Annotated in this window: 20 protein-coding genes and 1 pseudogene; 5 read left to right on the plus strand and 16 right to left on the minus strand. The window is 61.3% G+C overall.

All coding sequences use genetic code 11. The annotated features are described in order from the left end of the window. Window positions 1–80: 80 nt before the first annotated feature. Window positions 81–698 (plus strand): TetR/AcrR family transcriptional regulator, encoded by a 618-nt coding sequence (locus tag QQL64_RS15710; protein ID WP_284401349.1) that lies wholly within the window; start codon window positions 81–83, stop codon window positions 696–698. A gap of 15 nt (window positions 699–713) precedes the next feature. Here the strand turns inward: QQL64_RS15710 and QQL64_RS15715 are convergent, their stop codons facing one another. From QQL64_RS15715 to cyoA, 5 genes are all read right to left on the minus strand, one after another. Then, window positions 714–1,487, minus strand: a complete 774-nt coding sequence (locus QQL64_RS15715; protein WP_284401351.1) for an SURF1 family protein — start codon at window positions 1,485–1,487, stop codon at window positions 714–716. A gap of 33 nt (window positions 1,488–1,520) precedes the next feature. Then, entirely contained in the window at window positions 1,521–1,919 is a 399-nt protein-coding gene (gene cyoD, locus QQL64_RS15720) for a cytochrome o ubiquinol oxidase subunit IV (protein ID WP_284401353.1), read from the minus strand. Further along, window positions 1,916–2,545 carry a cytochrome o ubiquinol oxidase subunit III gene (cyoC, locus tag QQL64_RS15725; protein ID WP_284401355.1) on the minus strand — a complete coding sequence of 210 codons (630 nt, stop codon included), beginning with the start codon at window positions 2,543–2,545 and terminating at the stop codon, window positions 1,916–1,918. Before cyoC ends, cyoD begins: the two co-directional genes overlap by 4 nt. Next, the gene (gene cyoB, locus QQL64_RS15730) at window positions 2,538–4,508 is read right to left on the minus strand and encodes a cytochrome o ubiquinol oxidase subunit I (RefSeq protein WP_284402222.1); all 1,971 of its coding nucleotides are present in this window, start codon (window positions 4,506–4,508) and stop codon (window positions 2,538–2,540) included. The genes cyoC and cyoB overlap by 8 nt, the downstream gene beginning before the upstream one ends. Window positions 4,509–4,569: 61 nt before the next feature. Beyond that, on the minus strand, window positions 4,570–5,532 hold the full coding sequence (gene cyoA, locus QQL64_RS15735; RefSeq protein WP_284401357.1) for a ubiquinol oxidase subunit II: 963 nt from the start codon (window positions 5,530–5,532) through the stop codon (window positions 4,570–4,572). Between the two features lie 368 nt (window positions 5,533–5,900). Between cyoA and QQL64_RS15740 the strand changes: the two genes are divergently transcribed. Then, on the plus strand, window positions 5,901–7,232 hold the full coding sequence (locus QQL64_RS15740; RefSeq protein ID WP_284401358.1) for an MFS transporter: 1,332 nt from the start codon (window positions 5,901–5,903) through the stop codon (window positions 7,230–7,232). Window positions 7,233–7,262: 30 nt separating this feature from the next. Here QQL64_RS15740 and glmS read toward each other — a convergent pair whose 3' ends face one another. The 5 genes from glmS to QQL64_RS15765 all read right to left on the minus strand — a co-directional run bounded on the left by glmS (window position 7,263) and on the right by QQL64_RS15765 (window position 12,552). Continuing rightward, the gene (gene glmS / locus QQL64_RS15745) at window positions 7,263–9,092 is read right to left on the minus strand and encodes a glutamine--fructose-6-phosphate transaminase (isomerizing) (RefSeq protein ID WP_284401359.1); all 1,830 of its coding nucleotides are present in this window, start codon (window positions 9,090–9,092) and stop codon (window positions 7,263–7,265) included. Between the two features lie 97 nt (window positions 9,093–9,189). Further along, entirely contained in the window at window positions 9,190–10,560 is a 1,371-nt protein-coding gene (locus tag QQL64_RS15750; RefSeq protein ID WP_284401360.1) for a pyridoxal-phosphate dependent enzyme, read from the minus strand. 174 nt (window positions 10,561–10,734) lie between these two features. Next, entirely contained in the window at window positions 10,735–10,965 is a 231-nt protein-coding gene (locus QQL64_RS15755) for an HP1242/YdcH family protein (protein ID WP_284401362.1), read from the minus strand. A gap of 292 nt (window positions 10,966–11,257) precedes the next feature. After that, the gene (locus QQL64_RS15760; protein WP_284401364.1) at window positions 11,258–11,875 is read right to left on the minus strand and encodes a hypothetical protein; all 618 of its coding nucleotides are present in this window, start codon (window positions 11,873–11,875) and stop codon (window positions 11,258–11,260) included. Next, window positions 11,872–12,552: a DUF4398 domain-containing protein gene (locus QQL64_RS15765; protein WP_284401366.1), complete on the minus strand. Its 681-nt coding sequence runs from the start codon at window positions 12,550–12,552 to the stop codon at window positions 11,872–11,874. The genes QQL64_RS15760 and QQL64_RS15765 overlap by 4 nt, the downstream gene beginning before the upstream one ends. 84 nt (window positions 12,553–12,636) lie before the next feature. On the opposite strand from QQL64_RS15765, the gene QQL64_RS15770 reads away from it, so the two are divergent. Further along, window positions 12,637–13,752: a PilT/PilU family type 4a pilus ATPase gene (locus QQL64_RS15770; protein ID WP_284401369.1), complete on the plus strand. Its 1,116-nt coding sequence runs from the start codon at window positions 12,637–12,639 to the stop codon at window positions 13,750–13,752. 248 nt (window positions 13,753–14,000) lie between these two features. On the opposite strand, the gene maiA is transcribed toward QQL64_RS15770, so the two are convergent. Then, a complete protein-coding gene (maiA, locus tag QQL64_RS15775) occupies window positions 14,001–14,663 on the minus strand; it encodes a maleylacetoacetate isomerase (RefSeq protein WP_284401370.1) in 663 nt (220 codons plus the stop codon). Between the two features lie 168 nt (window positions 14,664–14,831). On the opposite strand from maiA, the gene QQL64_RS15780 reads away from it, so the two are divergent. Together QQL64_RS15780 and QQL64_RS15785 are read left to right on the plus strand one after the other, a co-directional pair. Further along, on the plus strand, window positions 14,832–15,995 hold the full coding sequence (locus QQL64_RS15780) for a phosphoglycerate kinase (protein WP_404601073.1): 1,164 nt from the start codon (window positions 14,832–14,834) through the stop codon (window positions 15,993–15,995). Next, window positions 15,995–16,630: an HAD hydrolase-like protein gene (locus QQL64_RS15785; protein WP_284401374.1), complete on the plus strand. Its 636-nt coding sequence runs from the start codon at window positions 15,995–15,997 to the stop codon at window positions 16,628–16,630. The genes QQL64_RS15780 and QQL64_RS15785 overlap by 1 nt, the downstream gene beginning before the upstream one ends. Window positions 16,631–16,648: 18 nt before the next feature. Here QQL64_RS15785 and QQL64_RS15790 read toward each other — a convergent pair whose 3' ends face one another. The 5 genes and pseudogenes from QQL64_RS15790 to lexA form a co-directional block, all read right to left on the minus strand. Continuing rightward, complete coding sequence (locus tag QQL64_RS15790) at window positions 16,649–17,266, minus strand: alpha-ketoglutarate-dependent dioxygenase AlkB (RefSeq protein ID WP_284401375.1); 618 nt, start codon at window positions 17,264–17,266, stop codon at window positions 16,649–16,651. A gap of 49 nt (window positions 17,267–17,315) precedes the next feature. Then, complete coding sequence (locus tag QQL64_RS15795) at window positions 17,316–20,393, minus strand: error-prone DNA polymerase (protein ID WP_284401377.1); 3,078 nt, start codon at window positions 20,391–20,393, stop codon at window positions 17,316–17,318. Beyond that, a complete protein-coding gene (locus tag QQL64_RS15800) occupies window positions 20,390–21,790 on the minus strand; it encodes a Y-family DNA polymerase (RefSeq protein ID WP_284401379.1) in 1,401 nt (466 codons plus the stop codon). Before QQL64_RS15800 ends, QQL64_RS15795 begins: the two co-directional genes overlap by 4 nt. A 144-nt stretch (window positions 21,791–21,934) precedes the next feature. Beyond that, window positions 21,935–22,537, minus strand: a pseudogene (imuA, locus tag QQL64_RS15805) (translesion DNA synthesis-associated protein ImuA); the annotation flags it as partial. Continuing rightward, complete coding sequence (gene lexA / locus QQL64_RS15810) at window positions 22,537–23,157, minus strand: transcriptional repressor LexA (RefSeq protein WP_284401381.1); 621 nt, start codon at window positions 23,155–23,157, stop codon at window positions 22,537–22,539. The pseudogene imuA and the gene lexA, both read right to left, overlap by 1 nt. Window positions 23,158–23,163: the final 6 nt, after the last annotated feature.

Consider the following 23,163-nt stretch of genomic DNA (forward strand, 5'->3'; position numbering starts at 1 on the left):
ATGAACTCTAATACACAACTGTATCTGAATTCAAATGGGTATCGAAATACATGTGCCAGAGGTCGTGGTAATATGGCGCCATGCCACGTAAACGACTGACCCGCGAAGAAAGCCGAGAACAGACGCGAGTACGCCTGCTCGATGCGGCTGCGGTCGCGATTGCCAAGAAAGGCTTGACCGCGACCAGCGTGGAAGACATCACCGGCCACGCCGGCTACACCCGCGGCGCGTTCTACTCGAACTTCAAAAGCAAGACCGACTTGTTCATCGAGCTGCTCAAGCGCGATCACGTGGACGTACAGGAAGGCTTGCAGCAGCTGCTCGACACCGATCTTTCCGGCAAGGATCTGCAGCGACAACTCGCGCTGTTCTACAGCCAGTGTTACGGCGATAACACCAGTTATGTACTGTGGGCCGAAGCACGGCTGCATTCGGTGCGCGACGCGAAATTTCGTCAACGCCTGAACGCCTTGTGCCTGGAAAAGCGCGATGTGATCGCTTACTTCATCACGCAATTCTGCAAGCGGATGGAAATGCCCTTGCCCGCTTCGGCGGCCGATCTTGCACTGGCAATGATGGGGCTGTGCGACGGCGTGAAGTATTTCAACATGAGCATGCCCGGCGAGCTACCGGACAACGCCGCCGAGTCGGTGCTCAGCGCGATCTTTAGCGCGACGTTCTTCGGTTCTCGCGCCTGAAGCCACTGCGCTTGTTCACGCAGAACGACGAAGCCGATATTCGTCGTAGCCCACGTAAAGGCTGGCAGCGAGCACCATCAAGGCAAGCAGATACCAGGTGATCAGGTAGCTGAGATGGTTGTTGGGAAAGCTGATGACGGTCTTGCCACCATGAGGCCATGACGGCTGACCCGCATCAGCTGGTGCAGCATCGGCGTCCACGAAATAAGGCGCCACACCGGTGAGGCCGCGGGCGGCGGCAATCGCCTGCACATCGCGCGTATACCAGCTGTTGCGTGCAGGATCGTTGTGACGCAGGAAAACCGACGGTTCGGACATGCGCAGCAACCCGGTCACGGTGGTTTCGCCGCTGGGGCCGGCTGCGCAATGCCCATCACGGCCGCACCAGTCGGAAGGCGCATACCCCCGATTGATCAACACGATGGAACCATCGGCCATGCGCAACGGCGTCATGACCCAGTAGCCGCTGCCTTCGTCCGTGGCGGCCCAGATCAGCGTCTGACGATCGTTGAGGAAGACACCGCGCAGAAGCACATGCCGGTACTCATCGTCTTCGGCATTTACATGGCTCCATTGACCGGGCGCAGGCGGCGCAACAGGCGGCGCGTGCACGCGTTGATCGACACGCGCGATGAGATCGCGCTTCCAGGCAAGGCGGTGAACTTGCCAGTTGCCCAGGGCGACAAAGCCGCTGAACAAGCACAACGCGAAGATGGCGAGCAGCGTCAGCCCCAGCGGACCGCGCGGGCCGCGCACAACGTCTTCAGTGGAAGTATCAGCGGGAGGCATGATCGGGAATGATCGCATGCCTCCGATGTTTGGTCACGGCTGGTTGCGCGCGTCCTGCATTGTCCACGGCATCATGTTGCTGTTGAGGTGGTACATGATCCAGATGGAACCGCTCAACGTGATGACCACCAGTACGATCGTGAAGACCAGCGCGAGCATGTTCCAGCCGCCCTCGGACTTCGTGTTCATATGCAGGAAGTAGACCATGTGCACGATGATCTGGATGCCCGCCAGCAAGAGTATCAAGGCGTCGGCCGGGCCGGTTTTCGCGAACGCACCGCTCATCACCAACCAGAACGGAATGGCCGTCAGAATCGCCGCGAGCGCAAAACCCGTCATGTAACCTTTCAGGGTGGCATGGATGGCGCCGACGCCGCTGTCATCGTGCTCATGCGCATCGTCGCCGTGAACGGGCTGGGTGTGTTCGCTCATGGCAGCACTCCCATCAGATAGACAAAGCTGAAAACACCCACCCACACCACGTCCAGGAAGTGCCAGAACATGGACAGGCACATCAGCCGGCGCTTGTTGGCAGGAATCAAACCTTTCTTGCCGACCTGCACCATCAGCGTAATCAGCCAGATGATGCCGCAGGTGACGTGCAGGCCGTGCGTACCGACCAAGGTGAAGAACGACGAAAGAAACGCGCTGCGCTGCGGACCGGCGCCGATGGAGATGAGGTGGGCAAACTCCGTCAATTCCAAGCCGATAAAGCCCGCACCAAGCAGGCCGGTGACCGTCAACCACGCCATCATCGGAGCACGCCGGTTTTGCTGCATTTCGAGCACCGCAAAGCCATACGTGATCGATGAGAGCAACAACAGCGTGGTGTTGACTGCTACCACGGGCAGCTCGAGCACCTGCGCCGCTGTGGGCCCGCCCGCATAGTTCCGACCTAGCACGCCGTAGGCCGCAAACAGGCAGGCGAAGACGAGGCAGTCGCTCATCAGATACAGCCAGAAACCGAGCAGCGTGCCGTTTTCGACGTGATGCTCGCCCTCCACATGGAAGCGCAGCGGTTCCGACGGACTGCCCATGGCGATCGAGGTATCAGACATGGCCAAGCAGCTCCGTACGTGACGACTCGACGCGCGCCACTTCGTCCGCCGGTATGTAGTAGTCGCGGTGGTAGTTGAAGGTATGGCCGATCGCGGTGGCGATCAGCGCGGCGAAAGAGATGATCGCCAACGGCCACATGTACCAGATCATCGCAAAGCCGAACACAGTGGCGATGCCCGCAAGAATGATCCCTGCGCCCGTATTCTTCGGCATGTGAATGGGCTGGAAGCCTTGCAGCGGCCGCTGGTAGCGATGTTGCTTCATCTGCCACCACGCATCGATGTCGTGGATGCACGGCGTAAAAGCAAAGTTGTATTTCGGCGGCGGCGACGAAGTGGACCATTCCAGCGTGCGCCCGCCCCAGGGATCACCGGTGACGTCGCGCAGTCTCTCGCGGTCGCGGAAGCTGACGTAAAACTGCATCAGCATGCTGAGGATGCCCAGCAAAATCAGGAAGGCGCCGAACGCCGCGATCTCGAACCAGATCTGCAGCGAAGGATCGTCGAAGTGACTGAGCCGGCGCGTGACACCCATGAAGCCAAGCACGTAAAGCGGCATGAAAGCGAAATAGAACCCGGCCACCCAGAACCAGAACGAGCACTTGCCCCAGAACGGATCGAGCCTGAAGCCGAAGGCCTTGGGGAACCAGTAATTGACACCCGCGAACATGCCGAACAGCACACCGCCAATGATCACGTTGTGGAAGTGAGCGACCAGAAACAGGCTGTTGTGCAGCGAGAAATCCGCCGGCGGCACGGCGAGCATCACGCCGGTCATGCCACCGAGGACGAAGGTCACCATGAAGGCCACCGTCCACAGCATCGGCACTTCGAACGTGATGCGCCCGCGATACATGGTGAACAACCAGTTGAAGATCTTCGCGCCCGTGGGAATCGAGATGATCATCGTGGTGATGCCGAAGAACGAATTGACGCTGGCACCCGACCCCATCGTAAAGAAGTGGTGCAGCCACACGAGGTAGGACAGCACCGTGATCACCACCGTGGCGTACACCATCGACGCATAGCCGAACAGTCGCTTGCGGCAGAACGTGGCGGTTACCTCGGAGAAGACACCGAACGCCGGCAAGATCAGGATGTAAACCTCCGGATGGCCCCAGATCCAGATCAGGTTGATGTACATCATGGCGTTGCCGCCAAGCATGGTGGTGAAGAAGTTCGTGCCGGCGTACCGGTCGAGCGCCAGCATCGCCAGCGCCGCGGTGAGTACGGGGAATGCCGCCACGATCAGCACGTTGGTGCATAGCGCCGTCCAGGTAAAAATCGGCATCCGCATCAGCGTCATGCCGGGCGCACGCATCTTGATGATGGTCGTGAGCAGATTCACGCCCGATAACAAAGTTCCGACACCGGCGATCTGCAAGGCCCAGATGTAGTAATCCACCCCGGCATCCGGGCTGGCCGCAATATCGGAAAGCGGTGGATACGCCAGCCATCCCGTACGCGCGAATTCGCCGACGAACAACGACATCATCACCAGCACGGCACCGGAAATGGTCATCCAGAGACTGAAATTGTTGAGGAAGGGAAATGCCACGTCGCGTGCGCCGATCTGCAGCGGCATCACGAAGTTCATGATGCCCGTCACCATCGGCATGGCGACGAAGAAAATCATGATCACGCCGTGCGCAGTAAATATCTGGTCGTAGTGGAACGGCGGCAGATAGCCCGTCGAATGGCCGAACGAAATGGCCTGCTGCGCGCGCATCATGATCGCGTCGGAAAAACCGCGCAGCAGCATCACCAGCGACAGAATGATGTACATCACACCGATCTTCTTGTGATCGATGCTGGTAAACCACTCGTGCCAGAGATAACCCCACAGGCGGAAATACGTGACCGCCCCCAGCAACGCTGCCCCAAGCAGCGCCACGACAATGAACGTGCCCACCACGATCGGCTCATGGAGTGGCAGTTGATCGATGGTGAGTCGACCGAAAATCAGTTGAGTCAGGTCGGGATGAGCAAGCATCTTTTGCACCCGTACGCGGTCTGGCAGGTCACTATGGATGGGCCGTCGGCATGGCGGCCATGCCGGTCGAATCGTTGCTGGATCGCATAGCGCCGGCATCCGATGCTTTCATGTTGCGCATGCATGACATGCTGTCTGGTTGAATACAGTTGGTCAGAATGTCCTCGTAAAGCCCCGCGTCCACGGTCGCGTAACGGTGTACTGGCTCGTCCTGGCTCGGCTGTTGGAGCTTCACATAAGCATCGCGACTCAACGCGTTGCCACTGGTCTTCGCTTGCTGGACCCACTGCGCGAAGGCGTCCTCGCTTACGGCGTGGAAGGTGAAGTGCATCCCGGAAAAGCCTGCGCCGCTGTAATTGGCCGAAAACCCCTCAAAATCGCCGGGTTTGTTCATCACCGCCTGCAACTGCGTCTCCATGTTCGGCATGGCGTAGATCTGGCCGGCCAGCGCTGGAATGAAGAACGAGTTCATCACTGTCGAGGCAGTTATCTTGAACTGGATGGGCCGATTCACTGGTGCGGCCAAGTCGTTCACGGTGGCAATGCCCTGTTCGGGGTAAATGAACAGCCATTTCCAGTCGAGCGCGACCACCTCCACCGTCAACGGCTTTACATCGGCGGGAACCGAGTGCCCGGCCGCTATACGGTCCAAGGGACGATAGGGATCCAGCTTATGCGTGCTGACCCAAGTCAGTGCGCCCAGCGCGATGATGATCAGCAACGGAGCCGACCAGATCAGCAGCTCGAGCATGGTGGAGTGATCCCAATCCGGGTCGTAGTCGGCCTCTTTGTTCGACGCACGGAAGTGCCAGGCGAACAGCAAGGTCAACGCGATCACCGGCACGATGATCAACAGCATGAGCAACACGGAGTCGATGATCAGATTGCGCTGCTGCAGCGCCAAGTCGCCGGAAGGCGACATGAGTACCGTATGGCACCCGGCTAGCAGGGCAACGGGAATCAGGAGCAGTCCTCGGAGAGCCTTGATGGACATAACCGGCGACTTAACCAAGAGGGAAAGGGTGTGCTGCTCTGAAAAGGTACGCCGATCGGCGGGTCACAAGCAAATGATGTGGATACTTTGTTCGATTCTGCCTAGTTTTGTACGATTCTGCCTATGCGCTGTGCCACCAAACGAAGCCCGTGGAGCGTGCAGACCGACCTACCGTATTGAAACGTCGTGACAAGCTGATGCTAAAAAGGCTACCGATCGCGCCTGGCTAAGTCACCACCCGTTTGGGGGTTAACGGCGAACGCAGTCGCCTCATACACTCCGCGAGAAATTGAACGCCTATCCCTAGCCTTGACGCTAAGACGGTGCCATGCTGTAGCTGCCGCACCTCCCTTTTCCGGGTAACGACGATGTCAGGTACGTTTCAGGATCAGCGCGAACCCGCCGGCTTCACCGAGGAAGAACTCGGGCGCATCCACGCCCACGCGAAAGTGGCGCCGGGCGAGATTGCCATCGGCGTGGTGATTGGGCGAACTTCCGAATACTTCGATTTCTTCGTGTTCGGCATCGCATGCGTATTGGTGTTTCCGTCGGTGTTCTTCCCGTTCGAAAACCGATTGGACGGCATGCTGCTGTCCTTCATGGTTTTCTCGCTCGCATTTATCGCGCGCCCGATCGGCACCACGCTGTTCATGTCGTTTCAGCGGCGCTGGAGCCGCGGCACCAAGCTGACGATCGCGCTTTTTTTGCTCGGCAGCGCGACGGCGGGCATGGCTTTCCTGCCCAGCTACACCACGATTGGCGGCTGGGCGATCGGTCTGTTGGCGTTCTTCCGTTTCCTGCAAGGCATCGCATTGGGCGGTTCGTGGGACGGCCTGCCTTCCCTGCTCGCGCTCAACACGCCGCCGGAACGCCGTGGCTGGTACGCGATGCTAGGTCAGCTCAGCGCCCCCATCGGCTTCATGATCGCTAGCGCGCTGTTCCTTTTTCTGCACTCGCAGTTGTCCCACGACGACTTCATCGACTGGGGTTGGCGCTATCCGTTCTTCGTCGCGTTCACCATCAACGTGGTCGCTCTGTTCGCGCGCTTGCGACTCGTGGTGACCCAGGAATACACGCACGCGATGGAAGAACGCGAGCTGGATCCGATCGGCATCATCGACATGCTGCGCAAGCAAGGCTACAACATTTTTGTCGGCGCATTCGCGGCGCTCGCGAGCTATGCGCTGTTCCACCTGGTCTCGATCTTCCCGCTCTCGTGGATCGTGCTGGGTTCGGTGCAGTCGGTGAATTCCGTGCTGGCCGTGCAGATCTTTGGCGCTATGGCGGGCATCCTCGGCATCATCGCATCGGGCATCATCGCCGACCGCATCGGCCGACGGACGACGCTCGGCACAGCAGCCGTGCTCATCGGCATCTTTGCGCTGTTCGCGCCATGGCTGCTCGGTGGAGGCAAAGCCGCCCAGGACGCTTTCATCGTAGTGGGCTTCACCTTGCTCGGCCTGTCGTATGGCCAGGCGGCAGGTAGCGTCACATCGAATTTCGAAATTCGACTGCGCTACACCGGCGCGGCACTCACTTCCGACTTCGCGTGGCTGATTGGCGCCGGGTTCGCACCGCTCGTCGCGCTGGGCCTATCTACACGCTTTGGCTTGGGCGCCGTGAGCGTGTATCTGCTTTCCGGTGTTGCATGCACGTTGATTGCGCTGCGGGTCAACCGCGCACTCGCAGCTCGCGAGTGACTGCACAGAAGCCGCGCGATCTCGGCCAAATCACTCCACTGTCACGGATTTCGCCAAATTGCGCGGCTGATCGACGTCAGTGCCGCGCAACACAGCGACGTGATAAGCGAGCAGTTGCAGCGGCACCGTGAACACCGCAGGCGCAATGAAGTCGCCGCCGGCATCGATGCGCAGGATGCTGCCGCGCGTAGCACCGCCGTCGATATGCGCAGCCGAGTCGGCGAACACGATCAGTTCACCGCCGCGAGCACGCACTTCCTGCAAGTTGGATTTGAGTTTATCGAGCAACGGACCGTTGGGTGCTACGGCAACCACCGGCATATCTTCGTCCACCAAGGCTAGCGGCCCGTGCTTGAGTTCGCCGGCGGGATAAGCCTCGGCGTGGATGTATGAGATTTCCTTGAGCTTAAGCGAACCTTCCAGGGCGACCGGAAAGTGTGCACCTCGACCCAGGAACAGCGCGTGGTGGCGCGGAATGAAGCTGGCGGCGAGCTCGATGATCTGCGGCTCGAGCTTCAACGCTTCGTCGATGGCGCGTGGAAGGCGATGCAGTTGCGCGCACAAGTCGTTGTAGCGCGCGCTATCGAGCCCTTGTTGCTTGGCCAGATGCAGCGTCAGCAAGGCCAGTGCGGCGAGCTGAGTGGTGAAGGCCTTGGTAGAGGCGACGCCGATTTCGGGGCCGGCGCGCGTCATCAATTTCAGATCGGCTTCGCGCACGGCGGACGATTCGGGCACGTTGCAGATGGCGAGTGTGCCCAGATAGCCGCGACGACGCGATTCGCGCATGGCGGCCAACGTGTCGGCCGTTTCGCCGGATTGCGAGATGGCGATGAACAGTGTGCCTTCCGGCACCACGGCTTCGCGATAACGATATTCGCTGGCGACTTCCACGCTGACCGGCAGGCGTGCGTATTCTTCGATCCAGTATTTGGCGACCATGCCGGCGTGATAGCTGGTGCCGCAGGCGATGATGTGCACGCCTTTTACTTTCGCCAACAGTTCGTCGCCGCCGATACCGAAGACGTTGGGCAGCACGCCGCCGGCGCCGATGCGCGCTTCGAGCGTGTTGGCGACAGCGCGCGGCTGCTCGAAGATTTCCTTCTGCATGTAGTGGCGGTATTCGCCACGCTCGACGGCGTCGGCGGAAAGCTCGCTTTCATGCGTGGCACGTTCGACGGGCTTGCCGTCGAGCGTGTAGATACGTGCGCCTTCGCGGCTAATCTCGACGACGTCGTCTTCCTCGAGATAGATGATCTTGTTGGTGACCTGGACCAGTGCCTGCGCATCCGAACCAAGAAAGTTTTCGCCGATGCCCACGCCGATCAGCAGCGGTGCGCCGCGGCGTGCGCCGACCACGCGACCGGGTTCGTCGCGGCTGATCACGGCGATGGCATAAGCGCCCTCGAGTTCGCGCACGGTGGCGAGTACGGCCTCGCGCAGACTCATGCCCTTGGAGATATTCACATCGACCAGGGCGGCCATCACTTCAGTATCGGTTTCAGACGTGAAGACGTAGCCCTTCGCCTGCAGCTCCGTGCGCAACGATACGTAGTTTTCAATGATGCCGTTATGCACCAGGGTCACACGGCCGACCATATGCGGGTGCGCGTTTGCTTCGTTGGGTACGCCGTGCGTGGCCCAGCGGGTGTGTGCGATGCCGGTGCCGCCCGGAAAGGGATCGGCGAGATACAGGGCTTCCATCTCGCGCACTTTGCCCTTGGCGCGCACACGGTGGACCTGCCCTGCCTCCAGCACGGCGAGACCTGCCGAATCGTAACCGCGGTATTCGAGCGCCTTGAGACCGGCGATCAAGAGTGGTGCCACATCACGTTGGGCGGCGGCAGCGACGATTCCACACATGGCGGCGACTCCTAAGACGGGTAATGCGAGGCCGTGGCCCCAATGTAGCCGGCGACTTTGCCGGCATCCCGTTTCGACAAGCTTTCGGTCTGGAAATTCAGTGCACTCGGCGACGCAGATAGTTCAATAGATCGATGCGCGTAATCAGGCCCAGGAACTGATCGCCATCGATCACGATGGCAACGTGGCCGCGTTCGAATACCGGTAGCAAGGACTGGATCGGCGAGCGCACGTCCAGCATCTGCAGGTCGCTGATCATGGCAGTGGCGACGGAGTCGCGGAAACGCGCTTCGTCCACGTGCACGTGCATCAGCACATCCGATTCGTCGAGGATACCGACGATGCGGGCACCGTCCATCACCGGCAGCTGCGACACATCGTAGAGTTTCATGCGCGTGTAGGCAGTCATCAGCAATTCGTTTGGGCCGACCACCACGGTGTCGCGCTGCGCGAACGGACGCATCAGCAGATCGCGCAGGTCGCCATGCTTTTCGCGCTCGATGAAGCCGTTGTCGAGCATCCAGTAGTCGTTGTACATCTTCGACAAGTATTTGTTGCCGGTGTCGCAAACGAGTGTGACCACACGCTTCGGCTCGGTCTGCTCGCGGCAGTATTTCAGTGCGGCGGCGAGCAAGGTGCCGGTGGAGGATCCGCCCAGCACGCCTTCCTTAGCCAACAGTTCGCGCGCAGCGAGGAAGCTTTCCTTGTCGGAAATCGCGTAAGCCTTTTTCACGCGCGTGAAGTCGCTGATGCTCGGCAGAAAATCTTCGCCGATGCCTTCCACCATCCAGCTGCCCGACTTGGTCGAGAGCACACCTTCATTGATGTATTGCGCGAGGATGGAGCCCACCGGATCGGCCAGTACGAACGCGGTGTGCGGCGACGCTTCGGCGAAGTATTTCGACAGGCCGCTGAGCGTGCCGGATGAACCGCAGCCGACCACGATCGCATCGACCTTGCCATCCATCTGCCGCAGAATTTCCGGGCCGGTGGTCTGGATGTGCGCCAGCGGGTTGTCGGGATTGCCGAACTGGTTAATGAAATACGCACCGGGCGTTTCGCGTGCGATGCGCTCGGCCATGTCCTGGTAATACTCCGGATGGCCCTTGGCGACATCCGAACGCGTTAGCACCACTTCGGCGCCCATCGCCTTGAGATTGAAGATCTTCTCGCGGCTCATCTTGTCCGGCACGACGAGGATCAAGCGATAGCCTTTCTGCTGCGCCACCAGCGCCAGCCCCAGGCCGGTGTTGCCGGCGGTGCCTTCCACCAGGGTCGCGCCGGGCTTGATCTTGCCGGCTTTTTCGGCGCCTTCGATCATCGACAGGCCGATGCGGTCTTTGATCGATCCACCCGGATTCGCGCTTTCCAGTTTCAGGAACAGCTCGCAACGCCCCGTGTCCAGCCGCTGGGCGCGCACCAAGGGGGTGTTTCCGATCAGCTCGAGGACGCTTGCGTTGACCGACATGAAAACTCCGTGCGCGCGGTGTGGTGTGGTGTGCGATATGAATGGTAATCATAACGGGGAACTGCGCGAGTTATGCATGCCGATGCTTTTGTTCCCTGCCCCCCTCGTTCCAAAAACAGAACGGCCCCGGCAGCGTTCCGCTCCGAGGCCGTATGTCACGTGAAAACGCGCAGATCAGTTGACGTGGTGCTGTTGTCGGCTATCCCACATTCGCTGCAATCGTTCCTTGGCGTATAACTTTTCCTTCTTCATCCCTGCCAAGGTCACATCATCGATGGGAAGCACGCCGATTTCGGCGTCGTGCACCTTGCTGTCGAGTTCCCTGTGATGCTGGTAAAGCCGACGAAACTCCGCATCGGCCTTCATCAAGGCTTCGACATCGTCATGCTGCTGGTTTTCAAACATGATCCAACCTCCTCGCGGTAAGACGGCGGGCACCCAACGACTGCGCCCGCGAACAGATTTGAATCACGCGCATAACCAAGACCCAGGCCCTTGATGCAGGACACGGGTGAAGTGACGTTGAAGGGTAGGCGCATGATTCGGGTCAGTAAGCCGCGGAAGCTGGAGGTCCGCGGCAATTCGACCCTACTCCCCGTTCGGAAGAGGCGCAAGAACCCCTCCGAAAGGCGCATGGCAGCGTGGTTTGTAGTCGAAAGCCGATAAACCGGCGCGATATTTTCGCGCCGGTATCGGGTCAGTTACCGCCGCTGGGCGCGGTGCTGTCTTGCATCTGCGAGCGCAATGCCTTGGCTGCTTTGGCAGCCAGTTCGGCCTGGCGCTTGGCGGCCTGGGCGACCTTGCTTTGCGCTGCGGCGAGCCGGCGGGCCTGGTCGGCCTCGGCACGAGCCTGCGCGGCTTGATCGGCGGCTTCCTGGCCTTGCGCCTGCAGGCGTGCGGTTTCCTGCTGTGACAGCTGGTATTGCATGCGCTGGACATCCAGCTGCTGCTGCGCCGCCGTAGCGTCGATGCGGCTGCGGTCGAGCTGCAGTTGCGCGTTTTCCTGATCGAGCTGGTTGAGCTGGCGCTGCGCGACCTGCAATTGCGCTTCTGCTCGCGCCTGATCGACGCGGCGCTCTGCGATGTAAAGCGCGTGCGGCCGCTCGCGCGAACTGGCCTGGGTCAGTTGGCTGATCGCGTCGCGCGCCAGCGCCTGATCCGCCTGAGCGTAGATCCCCAGGTTGGGATCGCTGGCCAGCTGGTTAAGGCTATTGTTGAGACGATCGACGTCCAGATCGTCCTTGCGCGCCTGGGCGGCGGTGCTGGCGAGCAAGGCCAGCAACGAAACGGCAATGATCGATGCGAAGCGCTTCATAGCTGGCCTCCCTGGTTCTGCTGGCCAGTATTATCAGGCAGAGTCTGGAAACCTTGCCCTTGCTGCTGTGGTTGTTGCGACTGAGGATTGCCGAGCACCGAGGACGACGGCGCGGGCATATCCTGCTGCATGGGCGCCTGGGTTGGCAGCGCGGGGCTTGATGCAGGCGCAGGCGCGGTCGAGGAGGAGGCAGGATTGCCATTATCGCCGGCCGGCTGCGCCGCCGCCTGCTGGGCGGCTAGCTGGGCTTTCTGTTGCTGATAGTGCTGATCGTTCTCGGACTGCGCTTCGGCGTTTTGTGCGCGCAACTGACTGTTTGCGTCCGTTTTGGACTTAATTTGGGCACGTGCCGCGCCCAGCATGGCCTTGGTGCGTGCCAGCGTGGCATCCGCGCGCGATTCGTCGGCCAGATCGGCGGCGAGGGCGTATTTGCGGTCGGCCACGGCCACCTGGGCCTGCTGGAATTTATCCTGCGCGAAGCCGAAATCGACCGGGTCGTAGTCCGCCGCACCCGCGTCGCGGGCGGATTGCAGCTGGGCCTGGGCCTGGTTCATTGCGCTATCCGGCGGGGGTACGCTGGCACAGCCGCCAAGCAGCGACATGGTCAACAGTAACGCCGGAACCACCGCACAAATGCGCCCGCGGCGCGTCTGCAGCGGGGAAAATGTGTGCACCATCACTCATTCCTCTCGGAGGATCACGGCGTATTGTGAGCGGGCACAATCCTTGAATGCAATGCGTAAAATTTTAGGATCTTTAAAGTGGATATCGGTTACTTCCTCAAGCTGATGGTGGACAAGGGCGCGTCGGACATGTTTCTGACGACCGGAGCCCCGGTGAATATCAAGGTGGAGGGCAAACTCTACCCCTTGGGCAACACCGGCCTCCCCAGTGGCATGGTGAAGAAGATCGCCTATTCGCTGATGGACGAAGGCCAGGTGCCGCAGTTCGAGCGCGATCTGGAGCTCAACATGGCGCTGGCGGTGAAAGAAGCCGGCCGATTCCGTATCAACGTGTTCAAGCAGCGCGGCGAAGTAGGCATGGTGATCCGCGCGATCAAGAGCGAGATCCCCAGCATCAACCAGCTACAGCTGCCGGCGATTTTCAGCGAGCTGATCATGGAGCCGCGCGGACTGATCCTGGTGGTCGGTGCGACAGGTTCAGGCAAGTCGACCACGCTGGCGGCGATGCTCGACCATCGCAATTCCAATACGCCCGGTCACATCCTCACCATCGAGGACCCGATCGAGTATCTGCATCGCCACAAGAAATCGATCGTCAACCAGCGCGAAGTGGGCTTGGACACGCACACGTATCACGAGGCCTTGCGCAACGCGATGCGCGAAGCGCCGGATGTGATCATGATCGGCGAGATTCGCGACACCGACACGATGGAAGCGGCGATCGCGTTCTCCGAAACCGGTCACCTGTGCCTGGCCACGCTGCACTCCAACAATGCCGACCAGACGCTTGAGCGCATTCTCAACTTCTTCCCCGAGTCGGCGCACAAGAACGTATTGATGAACCTTGCTCTGAACTTGCGCGCGGTGATCAGCCAGCGACTGGTGAGCGGCAAGGATGGCCGTCGCATACCCGCAGTAGAAGTGCTGCTCAATTCGCCCTTCATTCGCGACATGATTCGACGCGGCCAGATCCATGAGGTGAAGGAAGCGATGGATCGCAGTCTGCAGGACGGTATGCAGACGTTCGATCAGTCGTTGTACCGGCTATATAAGAGTGGCCGTATCGACCTGGAAGAGGCGTTGGCGAAGGCGGACTCGCGTGACGGTCTGGCGCTGAAGATTCGCCTTGCCGAGGGCGGCAATGCGGAGAACACGGAGTTGGCGGGCAACGATCCGTACGGGTTGGGATTTTAAAAGCGTGGCCAACGGCCACTCTGATTAACTTCTCCCCTTCGGGGAGCACGCGGAGAGTGACCATGGATGGTCACGGCTTTGGGGAGCGAGGAAGGTGGCCCGAAGGGTCGGATGAGGGGCCAGCCTCGCGAGGTGCTGATCTGCGAAAAAGATCAGCGGCAAAACCTTTCCGACAAACAAACTCCATCGCAAGAATGACCCCTCACCCCAACCCTCTCCCCGAAGGGGAGAGGTAGAAATGCGAGTATTCACGCCTTCGGCGCATCCGGCTGGTGTTCCGGCATCGCATCGCGGAACGCATCCAGCCCATCACACGTCGCATCGATACGCAGAATCGTCGGATAGTCTCCCAACGGCACCTTCCAGCGTCGTGCGTTGTATACCTGCGGCACCAGGCACGCGTCGGCCATACCCGGCGTATCGCCATGACAGTAGCGACCCGTCTCCTTGCTGCCGGCCAGCATCGTTTCCAGTGCCCGGAGACCGGTGGCCATCCAATGCCGTGCCCACACGCCCTTTTGCTCGTCGTTCGCACCGAACTGACTTTCTATCCACTGCAGCATGCGCAGGTTGCCGATCGGGTGGATATCGCAGGCGATGACCTGCGACAGCGCGCGCGCACGTGCTCGACCTGCGGCATCCGCCGGCAGCAATGCCGGCGGCGGATGGGTTTCGTCCAGGTATTCGAGGATCGCCAGCGACTGGGTCAGCACCCGCTGACCGTCAACCAGGGTGGGCACCAGCTCCTGGGGGTTGAGCGCGGCGTAGGCTGCCGTATGTTGCTCACCACCTTCACGAAGTAGATGGATTGCCCGCGTTTCGTAACGCAATCCCTTTAGATTCAGCGCAATGCGTACACGGAAGGCCGCGCTGGAACGCCAGTAGCTGTAAAGAACCAGATCGGACGCCATAGCACACCACTCCATGGAAGGGACGTTGGGCACAGTGTAGTTGCCTTCTCTCACGCTCCGCATAGCCCGCCGTTTGCATCGCCGCGAGGCGGGCGGGAAAATATGCGGTTCCGGCCTCCAAGGCCGACTTCCTCAGTTGCCAGGAGTTCCCACGTGACCGTCACCCGCATGAGCGACCTCGATCTGCACGGCAAGCGCGTACTGATCCGCGAAGACTTGAATGTGCCGATCGAAAACGGCCGTATCACCTCCACTCAGCGTCTTGATGCCGCGCTGCCCACCATCAAAGCGGCGCGCGATGCCGGCGCCAAGGTGATGGTGATCTCGCACCTGGGCCGGCCGAAGGAAGGTCAGTTCGACGCCGAGTCTTCGCTGGCACCCGTGGCGAAGTGGCTGGGCGAGCAGCTCGGCAAGCCGGTACGTCTCGTGGCCGATTACCTCGATGGCGTCGACGTCGCCGAAGGCGAGGTGGTAGTGCTGGAAAACTGCCGCATGAATGTCGGCGAAGGCAAGGACGACGAAGCGCTCTCGAAGAAATATGCCGCCCTGTGCGACGTGTTTGTGATGGACGCGTTCGGCACCGCACATCGCGCGCAGGCCTCGACCCACGGCGTGATCAAATTCGCCCCGGTCGCCGCCGCCGGTCCGCTGCTGTGCGATGAGCTGGATGCACTCGGCAAGGCGCTGGAACATCCGGCGCATCCGTTACTGGCGATCGTGGCCGGTTCGAAGGTGTCCACCAAGCTCACCCTGCTCGAAAACCTGATCGGCAAAGTCGATCAGCTGATCGTAGGCGGCGGCATCGCCAACACGTTTATCGCCGCCATGGGTCACTCGGTGGGAAACTCGCTGTACGAACCGGATCTGCTGTCGGCCGCCAAGAAAGTGCTTGCCGACGCCAAGCGCCGCGGCGCCGACGTGCCGATGCCGGTGGATGTGGTGGTGGCGCCCGAGTTTTCTGCGCATGCCTCGGCTACGGTCAAGGCGGTGGACGAGGTGAAGGACGACGAAATGATCCTCGACATCGGCCCGGAAACCGCCAAACGCTACGCCGAACTAATCGCCAAGGCTGGTACCGTGGTGTGGAACGGTCCGGTGGGCGTGTTCGAGTTCGACGCCTTCGGCAAGGGCACGGAAGCGCTGGCCCATGCCATCGCCGATTCCAAAGCATTTTCGATCGCTGGCGGCGGCGACACGCTGGCCGCTGTCGACAAGTACGGCATCGCCGAAAAGATTTCCTACATTTCCACTGGCGGCGGCGCGTTTCTGGAATTCCTGGAAGGCAAGGAACTGCCGGCCGTTACTGCACTGAAAGCGCGCGCGACGAAATAATGCTCTGTTTGTTCGACCTCGACGGCACACTGATCGATTCCGAGCCAGGCATCACCGCATGCATCCGGCATGCGCTGGCGAAGCTGGCGGTGCCCGCGCCGGTTGATTTGCGTTCGTGGATCGGCCCACCGCTGCGGCACAGTTTTGCGCCGCTGCTGGACCACGATGCGACACGTATCGAAGCCGCGGTGGATTATTACCACGAGCGCTTCGCCACGCTCGGTTGGCGCGAACACGCGATCTATCCGGGCATCGCAGACATGATCGCCACCCTGCAAGGTGCCGGCCATCAACTTGCCGTGGTTACCAGCAAGCCGCATCGGCATGCGGCCCCCATCATCGAAGCGCTACCGTTCGGCGACAGTTTCGAGAAGCTTTACGGGCCGGATCCCTCCAGCCCGCACAGCGAAAAAGCGTCGATGATCGCCGCCGCCCTGGCTGACTTCGGCGCGTCGCCGCAAGACACCGTCATGGTTGGCGACCGCCGCTTCGATATCGAAGGTGCCGTTGCCAATGGTGTGGCGGGCATCGGCGTGTTGTGGGGCTTCGGCAGCCGCGAAGAATTGGAAGCTGCCGGCGCCCGCGCTGTTGTCATGCATCCGGAGCATTTGAGCGCGCTGCTGCAAACAGCCTGACACACGGCTCCGATGCGGCTACTTGTCCGAGCCTTCAGCGCGGACACCCCAGCTCCCGGTAGCGTGGGGTCGCACACGAAACGCCAGACTGATCCTCGGTCCCACAGGTTGCTGCAGCTTGGGAATGCCATGGTCGTAATGAAGCTGCGCATTCCATCCCATCAACAACAAGCTACCCGCTTCCAGCGCCAGCTCCGTCTTTAGATGCGGGGGCATCTTGCGACGAATGATCATGGTGCGCGTGGCGCCTAGCGATAGCAGGACGATGGGTTGATGAACGACTAGTTCATGCAGTTTGTCGTTATGCGGCGCAACGCTGTCGTGCTCGTCGCGATACAGGTTCAGATCGATGCTGTTGAACGGCGCCTGGACTTGCTCCTTGACGACAGCAAGCGCAGTGCCCAGCACAGCAGGAAGCAAGGGGTCGTCGATCGCGTAATGGCTGTACAAACGCGGCACATCCACCATGCGTTCGTACATCATCCGGGTGCCTCCGTGCCAGGCAACCTGTTCATGCAACGCCGTAAACCAGCGCGCTGCCAGCGCGGGCGATATCACATCGGGCTGGTAGGTAATCGGTCCGGTCGTTTCATCGGCAATCCTTTGCACGCTTTGGTCAAAGAGCAGTGCTTGCATGATGGTCACCGCGAATGAAGATGTTTTTGCGTGGAAGCGATAAGCGGGCTCAATGGAAATCTCGTGAACGTGCATCCAGATCGCCGAGCATGCTGCTGACATCCTGCAATCGCCGCGCGATCAGATGGCTCACACCATCGACCGCCTCCCATCGACCTTCGATCGCCAGCAGGCGCGCCTCCAGATAAGGCCTGCGCTGGTTTTGCGCCACGTGATTCCAGACCACGACATTCACGTAGCCGAATTCGTCTTCGATAGTGATGAAGGTGACGCCGCTGGCGGTTTGCGGCCGCTGGCGCTGCGTCACCAGCCCCACCGTCCGCACCTGTGTTTCGTGCGGCTGCTTCTGCAGGCTGCGCGAATCTATGAAACGCGCGGCGCGCAGACGCTTGCGCAACAATTTCAGCGGATGCGGCCCAAGAGTCAGGCCACTGTGCGCGTAATCGGCGTCCAGATTTTCCTTGAGCGTAGGTAACGGCAGCACGATGTCCTGCTCGCGCGGACTTTCGCGACCGAACAGCGGGAGTTGCGCTTCTACGCCGGACATCAACCATAACGCCCGATGACGGTGCCCGGCCAGGCCGCGCAATGCGCCCGCATCGGCCAGCAGGTCCTGATGCCGCGCATCCAAGGCGCTGCGCGCGCAAAAATCGACGACATCGCGAAAAGCATGCTCTTGGCGTGCCATCGAGATGCGTTTCGCCACATCCTCACTGCAACCGCGCAATTGGCGCAGCCCAAGGCGAAGGGTCAATCCTCCTTGGCTGCGCGAGTCGGCTTCCAGCGTGCAATCCCAGTCGCTGTAGCGCACATCCATGGGCCGCACGCAGATACCGTGCCGCTGCGCGTCCTGCACGATCTGGCTTGCGTTGTAGAAACCCATCGGTTGCGCATTGAGCAACGCACAAACGAAAGCCGCCGGTTCGTGACATTTCAGCCAGCTGCTGACATAGGCGAGATTGGCGAAACTGGCCGCGTGGCTTTCCGGAAAACCGTAGCTGCCGAAACCCTTGATCTGCTCGAAGATCTGTTCGGCGAAAGCTTGTGTGTAGCCTCTTTCCAACATCCCGTGGGTGATGCGCTCGCGATGCACTTCCATGTCGCCGTGGCGTCGCCACGCCGCCATCGAGCGACGTAGTTGATCAGCCTGCCCGGGCGTATAGCCGGCGGCCACCACCGCCAGCTTCATCACCTGTTCCTGGAACAACGGCACGCCCTTGGTGCGTTCGAGCACCGGTCGCAGCGCTTCCGACGGATAGTCGATCGGCTCTTCGCCCTTCCGCCGCCGCAGATAGGGATGCACCATGCCGCCCTGGATCGGCCCTGGTCGCACGATGGCAATTTGAACCACCAGGTCGTAGTAATCGGCCGGCTTCAATCGCGGCAGCATCGACATCTGCGCGCGGCTTTCGATCTGGAACACGCCGATGGTGTCGGCGCGCTGGATCATCGCGTAAGTGTCCTTGTCGTCGTGCTCGATCGTCGCGATCGCCCACGCCTTGCCGCGATGCTTGTGGACGATGTCGAAGCATTTGCGCAGGCATGTCAGCATGCCCAGCGCAAGGCAATCGACCTTGAGCAGCCCCATGGCGTCGAGATCATCCTTGTCCCATTGGATGATGGTGCGATCGGGCATCGCTGCGTTTTCCACCGGGACAAGTTCGTGCAGCGGCGCGTCGGCAATAATGAAACCGCCCACGTGCTGGCTCAGGTGACGCGGCATATCGATCAACTGCGAGGTCAGCGACAGCACTTTGTGCAGTAACGGCGCATCCGGATCGAAACCCTGCTCGCGCAGGCGCGCGTACAGCGAGGCATCGCCATCCCACCATGCCAGGATGCGACTGAGCTTGTCGATCTGGTCATCGGGCATGTCCATGGCCTTGGCCACATCGCGCACCGCACTCTTGCCGCGATAGCTGATCACCGTCGCCGCCAGCGCGGCGCGCTCGCGCCCGTATTTGCGATAGATGTACTGGATGACTTCCTCGCGCCGTTCGTGTTCGAAATCGATATCGATGTCCGGCGGCTCGTTACGCTCTTCGGAGATGAAACGCTCCACCAGCAGGTCGACTTTCTCCGGATCGGCATGCATCACACCCAGCGCGTAGCAGACGATGGAGTTGGCGGCCGAACCGCGCCCCTGGCATAAAATGCTCTGGCTTTGCGCGAAGCGCACGATGTCGTTCACGGTAAGAAAATAGGCGGCGTAGTTTTTCTTTTCGATCAGGCACAGCTCGGTTTCGAGCTTTACCTGGATATCCGCCCGAATGCCGTGCGGCCACCGCCATGCCACGCCCTTGTCGACCAGATGCCGCAGCCACTGCATGGGCGTATAGCCATCCGGCACCAGTTCGGCGGGATAGGCGTATCTCAGTTCGCCCAGGTCGAACGTGCAGCGTTTGGCGATGCGCACGCTTTCGGCCAGCCATGCTTCCGGATAGATTTTTTGCAGCACGGCGCGGCGGCGCAGATGGCGCTCGCCATTGCGAAAAAGCACGGCACCTGCTTGGGCAATGGTCAAGTGATGACGAATCGCGGTCATCGTGTGCTGCAACGGTAGACGCCCGCGCACGTGCATGTGCACGTCGCCGGCCGCGACGCGCGGGAGCTGCAGACGTTCGCCCAACGCATCCAGTTCGGCCATGCGAGCGTCATCGTCTGCATCGCGATGCAACTCCACCGCCAACCATGCGCGCACCTCGAACGTATGCTTCACCCATGCGCCATGTTCCGGATCCGGTTCGCGGCCGGGAATCCACAACGCCAGCGTGCCGGGAGCGCCATCATCGAGGTCTGCCATCGACAGGCGATAGGTGCCTTTGGCAGAGGCACGGCGTCCCTGCGTGATCAGGCGGCACAGCGAGACATAACCCTGCTTGGTTTCTGCCAGCAACACCAGCTTGGGACCGTCGTTGAGCTGGATTTCGGTGCCGACGATCAACGGCACCTTGGTTTCGCGCGAAGCCTCCCATGCGCGCACGATGCCGGCGAACGAACACTCGTCGGTGATCGCCAGCGCGGCATAGCCGCACACCGCAGCGCGTTCGAACAATTCGCGCGCACTGGATGCACCGCGCTGGAATGAGAAATCGGAGAGGCAATGCAATTCGGCGTAATCGCTCATGCGAACCACCCGTGCAACATCCAACCCGATCGTTCGCCCGGAGCACAGAATGCCCATGCACGCTGACCCATCTCGGTTTCGACGACGTAGTAATCGCGACGCGTGTCACCGCCGTCCCACCAGCCGGTTTCCAATCGCTCAGGGCCGGCAATGACACGCAATGCGCCGCGCAGTGGAATCGGCCGTTGCAACAACCATGTCGGACGCGGGCGCGGTTCGAGCGGCGTGTCGTCCTGCGCGGCGATGCGCTGCGAATGTTCCGGACGTGGATCGATCGTCGTGCCCCATTGATACACCGCATCATCGCCGAGCCGCGCGCGCAGGCGTTCGCGCAATTGCTCGAACGGCAAGGCATGGGCGGGACGCTCGTCGAAAAGGTCGCGGCCGGCCGGTACGAAACCGGGCAAGTCGGCGGCGATCAAGCGTAAAACAAGTACCGGCGCGGGCAACTGCACCTGTTCGAGACGGCCGCGCGCGGCGTCGAACAACACATCGGCACTGCGTTCCGGCGAGAGCATGCCGATGGGCACGTCGGTCGCGGCGCGATCGCGATGTTCCAGTTTCAACACGAAGCGTTGCACACCGCCGTCGCGTCCGGACAGGTACGCAGCGAGATCGCTCGTCATACGGCGCAGTGGAAAAACCAGCGCGGCGATATTTTCCACTTCGTGCGACAACTCGATCGACCAATCGACGGTATCGGGCGGCGTGTACAGTTCGAGTCCGGCGGGCAGATCGCCGATCAGACGATCCATCGCCCGGAGCAGCTCGGCGCCAAAGCGCCGCTGCAAACCATCGCGCGGCATCCGCAACAGTTGCCCCAAACGGCGCACGCCCATACGCGGCAGTGCATCCATCGCTGGCGTCGGCAAGCGGCTCTTGCTCAGCGGTACGTGGTCGAGCAGGTGCTGCATGCCTTCGTGGCTGAGCGCTGTCTGTCCATCGCTCACACCTGCCAGCACATACGCGCCATGCGGCGTCGGCGCGGCGGCGATGCGATAACGAAAGCCAAGCGCGGAAAAATCCTCACGCAGACGGCGCTCCATCACCGACCATGAGCCGAATAGACTCTGGCTCTTGCTCACTTCGAGCACGATGGCATGCGGCAGCAAAGCCACTTGCGAGCTGTAGCGATAGGCCACGCCAGCAAGAAACTGCTGCCAGCGCGCAACATCGGCCGCGTCGTACTGCACCGCTTCGAAACGCGCCAGCAATGCCTGGGCGGCCGTCAGGCGTTGACCGATACGCAAACCTGCCGCACGTGCGGACGCATTGACGGCCACCACCGTGCGCGCATTGACTGCACCGTCCACCAGCACCAGCGGCGTGTCATCGGCGCGGCGACGGAGGACTCCATCCAGCGCCAACTGCGGCAGCAACAGGCAGGCCCACAGCATCGGTCGGCCTCACGCGTCGGACTTCTTGCGGATGTGGTTCCCGCGGGGGCCTGAATCGGCAGCGCCATGCACGTGCTGATGAACCACGTACGTTGTCGCCACCGCATTCCGGCCCCCGCGAGGAAAACCTTGAACGTGCTCGAACGGAATCGCCTGCGCCGGCACGTTGCCGCCGCGGCATTTGCAAACCCGGATCGCCGTGCGCGGCGCACCATCGAGTTCCAGGCGCAACGATGCAGGCGATGCATTCGCCAGATGCTTGCGGTCGCGAAACACGAACGCCAGCGCACGTCCCGTATCGGCTGCCACCTGCAAGCGGCGCAGGCTGCGGTCGTCCGCCTGATACGGCCACGCCAGTACTGCCGCACAACTGCCCGAGCGCAGGCATTGCTCGGCCGCCCACAACACTTCTTTCTCGCTGGCGTCGACGATTTCCACGCGACGCAGGTTCACGCCTTGCTGGCGCCACCCCATCGCACATGGCGCATACGGCGGTGCCACCAGCACCACGGGGCGATCGCCCTGGGTAAGCCTCGCCAAGACGGGCAACACCAGACGCAACTCGCCGACGCCATCCGCCGGCATCAGAATTTCCGACAGCGAAGCTTGCGGCCAGCCACGCGACGGCAACGCCGCATCGAGCAGCGGCCAACCGGTGGGTTGTTCGCCCTCCAGCAAGGGCGCCGCGCGCCCGCGCCAGACTTGCCGGGCATCCAGCAAGCTCGACAAGGCCACCACTGCGCTCATCAGACGCCCCTCACGAGACCTGCAAACAATCCCTCGATGGCAAAGTCTTCGGTGGGATCGGGATCGATCGGTTGATAGCCGGGGCTGTTGGGCAGCAAGCGAATCACATCGCCCTGCCAGTACAGACGCTTGATGGTGAAGCGTTCGCCCTCCACGCGCGCGGCCACCACTTGGCCGTGCCGGGCCACGGGTGTGGCGTGCACGGCGACGAGGTCGCCATCGAGAATGCCTTCATCGCGCATCGAATCGCCGACTACGCGCACCAGATAATCCGGCTGCAGGCGGAACAACCAGCGCGATACGCGCAAGCTGCGTTCCACGCGCGACTCGGAAAAGATCGGCTCACCCGCTGCGATGCGACCGATCAGCGGCAGCTCCATGGTGTCGGCGGCCAGCGGGTCGGCCTCCTCCACCAATCGGATGCCGCGCGCACGATTCGGTTCGATCACCAGCCGCCCTTTCGCTTCCAGTGAGCGCACGTGCTTGAGCACGGCGCTGACGTTGGGCAAACCCATCGCCTGGCCGATTTCCTCCAGCGTGGGTGCCTCCCCGCCATGCTCCAGACGGGTGCGGATAAAGGCGAGGATGTTGAACTGACGGCTGGTGAGCTGGAGGGTCATGCCTGG

Origin of the sequence: Dyella lipolytica, assembly GCF_030160075.1 — a bacterium.
Lineage (GTDB): Bacteria > Pseudomonadota > Gammaproteobacteria > Xanthomonadales > Rhodanobacteraceae > Dyella_B > Dyella_B lipolytica.

Bases quoted from the DNA above. Each gene is read 5' to 3' on its own strand.
- QQL64_RS15710 (WP_284401349.1), top strand. From the start codon at position 81: ATGCCACGTAAACGACTGACCCGCGAAGAAAGCCGAGAACAGACGCGA.
- QQL64_RS15715 (WP_284401351.1), bottom strand. From the start codon at position 1,487: ATGCCTCCCGCTGATACTTCCACTGAAGACGTTGTGCGCGGCCCGCGC.
- cyoD (WP_284401353.1), bottom strand. From the start codon at position 1,919: ATGAGCGAACACACCCAGCCCGTTCACGGCGACGATGCGCATGAGCAC.
- cyoC (WP_284401355.1), bottom strand. From the start codon at position 2,545: ATGTCTGATACCTCGATCGCCATGGGCAGTCCGTCGGAACCGCTGCGC.
- cyoA (WP_284401357.1), bottom strand. From the start codon at position 5,532: ATGTCCATCAAGGCTCTCCGAGGACTGCTCCTGATTCCCGTTGCCCTG.
- QQL64_RS15740 (WP_284401358.1), top strand. From the start codon at position 5,901: ATGTCAGGTACGTTTCAGGATCAGCGCGAACCCGCCGGCTTCACCGAG.
- glmS (WP_284401359.1), bottom strand. From the start codon at position 9,092: ATGTGTGGAATCGTCGCTGCCGCCGCCCAACGTGATGTGGCACCACTC.
- QQL64_RS15750 (WP_284401360.1), bottom strand. From the start codon at position 10,560: ATGTCGGTCAACGCAAGCGTCCTCGAGCTGATCGGAAACACCCCCTTG.
- QQL64_RS15755 (WP_284401362.1), bottom strand. From the start codon at position 10,965: ATGTTTGAAAACCAGCAGCATGACGATGTCGAAGCCTTGATGAAGGCC.
- QQL64_RS15760 (WP_284401364.1), bottom strand. From the start codon at position 11,875: ATGAAGCGCTTCGCATCGATCATTGCCGTTTCGTTGCTGGCCTTGCTC.
- QQL64_RS15765 (WP_284401366.1), bottom strand. From the start codon at position 12,552: ATGGTGCACACATTTTCCCCGCTGCAGACGCGCCGCGGGCGCATTTGT.
- maiA (WP_284401370.1), bottom strand. From the start codon at position 14,663: ATGGCGTCCGATCTGGTTCTTTACAGCTACTGGCGTTCCAGCGCGGCC.
- QQL64_RS15780 (WP_404601073.1), top strand. From the start codon at position 14,832: ATGAGCGACCTCGATCTGCACGGCAAGCGCGTACTGATCCGCGAAGAC.
- QQL64_RS15785 (WP_284401374.1), top strand. From the start codon at position 15,995: ATGCTCTGTTTGTTCGACCTCGACGGCACACTGATCGATTCCGAGCCA.
- QQL64_RS15790 (WP_284401375.1), bottom strand. From the start codon at position 17,266: ATGCAAGCACTGCTCTTTGACCAAAGCGTGCAAAGGATTGCCGATGAA.
- QQL64_RS15795 (WP_284401377.1), bottom strand. From the start codon at position 20,393: ATGAGCGATTACGCCGAATTGCATTGCCTCTCCGATTTCTCATTCCAG.
- QQL64_RS15800 (WP_284401379.1), bottom strand. From the start codon at position 21,790: ATGCTGTGGGCCTGCCTGTTGCTGCCGCAGTTGGCGCTGGATGGAGTC.
- lexA (WP_284401381.1), bottom strand. From the start codon at position 23,157: ATGACCCTCCAGCTCACCAGCCGTCAGTTCAACATCCTCGCCTTTATC.